Below are 230 nucleotides of genomic sequence, written 5' to 3' on the forward strand. Positions count from 1 at the left end.
GATGGCAGCATCATCACCACGGTGAGCGATAACGCAATCGACTTCGCCCTGGGCAGTGACCTGATCGTGGGGGATGACACCACCCCAGGCAGTATTGTCGTCAACGGCAAGGACGGTAAAGACGGCGTTGCTATCGATGGCGAAAATGGCACGATCGGCCTAGCCGGTCCGGCGGGCCCCAACGGCACGGATGGCCTAACCACCATCTCGATCCAGGACGGTGCACCGGG

Annotated in this window: 1 protein-coding gene; it reads left to right on the plus strand. The window is 61.7% G+C overall.

Features of this window, described 5'->3' with window-relative positions:
* A partial coding sequence (locus tag CR46_RS18500; RefSeq protein WP_035537077.1) for a hypothetical protein occupies positions 1–230 on the plus strand: 230 nt, incomplete at both ends.

It is taken from the genome of Vreelandella neptunia (genome assembly GCF_000712975.1).
Lineage (GTDB): Bacteria > Pseudomonadota > Gammaproteobacteria > Pseudomonadales > Halomonadaceae > Vreelandella > Vreelandella qaidamensis.